Genomic DNA, 4055 nt, shown 5'->3' with positions numbered 1-4055 from the left:
TTTGCGACATGCACCGGCTGGGGCTGCGCGCCCATGCCGGTGCATCTCGCAAACGTGACACAAGGTGAAATGCCGGTGGTGATCAACTCGCTCGGGACGGTCACGCCGCTAGCGTCGGTGATCGTCAAGACGCAGATCAACGGCACGCTGCAGGAAGTCGCGTTCCGTGAAGGCCAGATGGTCAAAAAGGGCGATCTGCTCGCACAAGTCGACCCGCGTCCCTACGAGATTTCGCTGCGCAACGCGCAGGGCACGCTCGCGAAGGACCAGGCGTTGCTCCAAACCGCCCGGCTCGATCTGCAGCGCTACAAGGTGCTGCTATCGCAGGATTCCATCGCGAGTCAGCAGGTGGATACGCAGGCCTCGCTCGTGCAACAGCTCGAAGGGACGGTCAAGTCCGACCAGGCGAACGTGGACACATACAAGCTCGACCTCAATTACGCGCGCATCACGGCGCCGGTATCGGGCCGCGTCGGCTTGCGGCAAGTGGATCCAGGCAACTATGTGACCACCGGCGACGCAAACGGCGTGGTCGTCATCACGCAGCTCCAGCCTATCAGCGTGATCTTCACGACGTCCGAGGACAACCTGACCGCCATCCTGAAGCCGCTTCATGCGGGCTCGAAGATGTCGGTGACCGCTTACGACCGGGCCAATACAACGTCGCTGGAAAGCGGTTACCTCGAAACGGTCGACAACCAGATCGACACCACCACCGGCACCGTCAAGCTTCGCGCGACCTTCGACAATAAGGAGTCTCTGCTGTTTCCAAATCAGTTCGTGAATACGAAGCTGCTCGTCGATGTCATCAAGGACGCGACCATCGTTCCGACGCCCGCGGTGCTCAACGGGTCATCGGGCGCATTTGTGTATGTGGTCAAGCCGGACAACACGGTGACGGTGCGCAATGTGAAGATCGGCCCGGTGGATGGCGAGCGCACCAGCATCAGGACAGGTCTGCAGGTGGGCGAACGCGTGGTGATCGACGGGTCGGACCGGCTGAAGGAAGGCGCGAAGATCACCATTCCGGCCGATGCACCGAAAGGCGCGTCAGGTGCATCAGGTGCAGCGACGGCGTCGGGGGCATCGGGCGCGCATGGCGCTTCCGGCGCGCATCATGGCCGTCACCGCCCGCAGCCGCAATAACGCATTGATGCTCCCTAACCGCACCGATACCGCATGAATCCATCGCGTCCCTTTATTCTGCGTCCGGTCGGCACGGCGCTGCTGATGGCGGCGATCATGCTGGTCGGCCTCGTTGCGCTGCGCTTCCTGCCGCTGTCCGCACTGCCGGCTGTCGACTATCCGACCATCCAGGTGCAGACGTTCTACCCGGGCGCATCGCCGGATGTAATGACCACGTCGGTGACCGCGCCGCTCGAGAAACAGTTCGGGCAGATGGCGAGCCTGAACCAGATGTCGTCGCAGAGTTCCGCGGGCGCCTCGGTCATCACGCTGCAATTCAGTCTCGACTTGCCGCTCGATATTGCCGAGCAGGAAGTGCAGGCCGCAATCAACGCAGCGGGCAATCTGCTGCCGTCCGACCTCCCCGCGCCACCGATCTACGCGAAGGTGAATCCCGCCGACGCTCCGATCATCACGCTCGCGATCAGCTCGAAGACCCTGCCGCTCACGCAAGTCCAGGATCTTGCCGATACCCGTCTCGCGCAGAAGATCTCGCAAGTCGCAGGCGTGGGTCTGGTCTCGGTCAGCGGCGGAAACCGGCCCGCCGTGCGAATCCAGGCGAACACGCGCGCGCTGGCGTCGTACGGATTGAATATCGACGACTTGCGCACGACCATTGCGAACCTGAACGTCAATACGCCGAAGGGCAATTTCGATGGCCCGTCGCGCGCCTACACCATCAACGCGAACGACCAGCTCACCGATGCCAACGCCTACCAGAGCGCGGTCATCGCATACAGGAACGGTCGGCCGGTGATGCTGACGGACGTGGCCACCGTGGTGTCGGGTCCGGAAAACACGAAGCTCGGCGCATGGGTGGACAACACGCCGGCCATCATCTTGAACGTGCAGCGCCAGCCGGGCGCGAACGTGATCGCGGTCGTCGACGGTATCAAGAAGATCCTGCCGCAGTTGCAAGCGGCGCTGCCCGCCGCGCTCGACGTGCGCATTGTCACCGACCGCACCACGACCATCCGCGCGTCCGTGCGCGACGTGCAGTTCGAACTGGCGCTTTCCGTGGTGCTGGTCGTGCTCGTGATCTACCTGTTCCTCGCGAACATCTGGGCCACGCTGATTCCAAGCTTGTCGGTGCCGGTCTCGCTGATCGGTACGCTTGCCGTCATGTACCTGTGCGGTTTCTCGCTCGATAACCTCTCGTTGATGGCGTTGACCATTGCGACCGGCTTCGTGGTCGATGACGCCATCGTCATGATCGAGAATATCGCCCGCTACGTGGAAGAAGGCGAAGGACCGCTCGAAGCCGCGCTGAAGGGCTCGAAGCAGATCGGCTTCACGATCATCTCGCTGACGGTTTCGCTGATCGCGGTGCTGATCCCGCTGCTTTTCATGGGCGATGTCGTCGGCCGCCTGTTCCATGAGTTCGCAATCACGCTGGCCGTGACCATCGTGATTTCGGCAATCGTGTCGCTGACACTCGTGCCCATGTTGTGCGCGAAACTGCTGCGCCATACGCCGCCGGCCGAGACGCACCGGTTCTCGGCGCGGGCGCATCAGTTCATCGATTACGTGATTGGACGGTATGCCGTCGCGCTCACGTGGGTGCTCGACCGGCAGCGCTCCACGCTGGTCGTCGCGCTGCTCACGCTCGTGTTCACTGCCCTGCTCTATATCTGGATTCCGAAGGGATTCTTTCCGATCCAGGATACAGGCGTGATCCAGGCGATCACGCAGGCGCCGCAAGCCGCTTCGTATCAGGCGGTGGCACAGCAGCAGCAGGCGCTCGCCGCGCAGATCCTGAAGAACCCGGACGTCGAAAGCCTGACCTCGTTCATTGGCGTGGACGGCACCAACATCACGCTGAACAGCGGCCGGATGCTGATCAACCTCACGCCGCGCGACGACCGCAGCAGCACGTCGAGCGACGTGATCCGCAACCTGCAGCAGGATGTGGCGAACATCCCCGGCATCCGGCTTTACATGCAGCCGGTGCAGGACCTGACCATCGACTCCACGGTCAGCCCGACGCAATACCAGTTCATGCTGACCGATCCCAATTCGGCCGAGTTCGCCGAATGGGTGCCAAAGCTGACGGCACGTCTGCAGCAATCGCCGGAACTCGCCGATGTCGCCACCGACCTGCAGCAGAACGGGCAATCGGTGTATGTGGAAATCGATCGCTCGACGGCGGCGCGTTTCGGCATCACCCCTGCAACCGTTGACAACGCGCTCTACGATGCATTCGGCCAGCGCATCATCTCGACCATCTTCACGCAGTCCAACCAGTACCGCGTGATCCTCGAGAACGAACCAAGCGACGCGCATTACAGCGAAATCCTGAGCGGCATCTATCTGCCGTCATCGACGGCGTCGAACGGGCAAGTGCCCTTATCCGCAATTGCGACGTTCCACGAACGCGCCGCGCCGCTGCTCATCACTCACCTCGGCCAGTTCCCGGCGACCACGGTGTCGTTCAACCTCGCGCCCGGCGCGTCGCTCGGCGCGGCCGTGAAGGCCATCGAACAGGCGAAGCAGGACATCGGCCTGCCGGCGTCGTTCCAGATCCGCTTCCAGGGCGCCGCCCTCGCGTTCCAGGCATCGCTTTCGAACGAGCTGTTCCTGATCCTCGCTGCGATCGTCACCATGTATATCGTGCTCGGTGTGCTGTATGAGAGCTTCATCCATCCGATCACGATTCTCTCGACCCTGCCCTCCGCCGGCGTCGGCGCGCTGCTCTCGCTGATGATCACGGGGCACGATCTCGACATCATCGGGATCATCGGCATTGTGTTGCTGATCGGGATTGTGAAGAAAAACGCCATCATGATGATCGACTTCGCGCTGGAGGCCGAGCGCGAGCAAGGCAAGACGCCGCGCGAAGCCATCTACCAGGCGTGCCTGCTGCGCTTCCA

General features: G+C 62.5%; 2 protein-coding genes. Both read left to right on the top strand.

Annotation, left to right across the window (positions count from 1 at the left end; translation table 11 throughout):
• A partial coding sequence (locus ACRXB1_RS32290; RefSeq protein ID WP_449494345.1) for an MdtA/MuxA family multidrug efflux RND transporter periplasmic adaptor subunit occupies positions 1-1146 on the top strand: 1146 nt, incomplete at its 5' end.
• Between the two features lie 33 nt (positions 1147-1179).
• A partial coding sequence (locus ACRXB1_RS32285) for an efflux RND transporter permease subunit (protein WP_449494344.1) occupies positions 1180-4055 on the top strand: 2876 nt, incomplete at its 3' end.

The organism is Caballeronia sp. M23-90 (assembly GCF_053574605.1).
The sequence above is the reverse complement of the archived record's forward strand: the minus strand, read 5'-3'. Positions and strand labels throughout refer to the sequence as shown.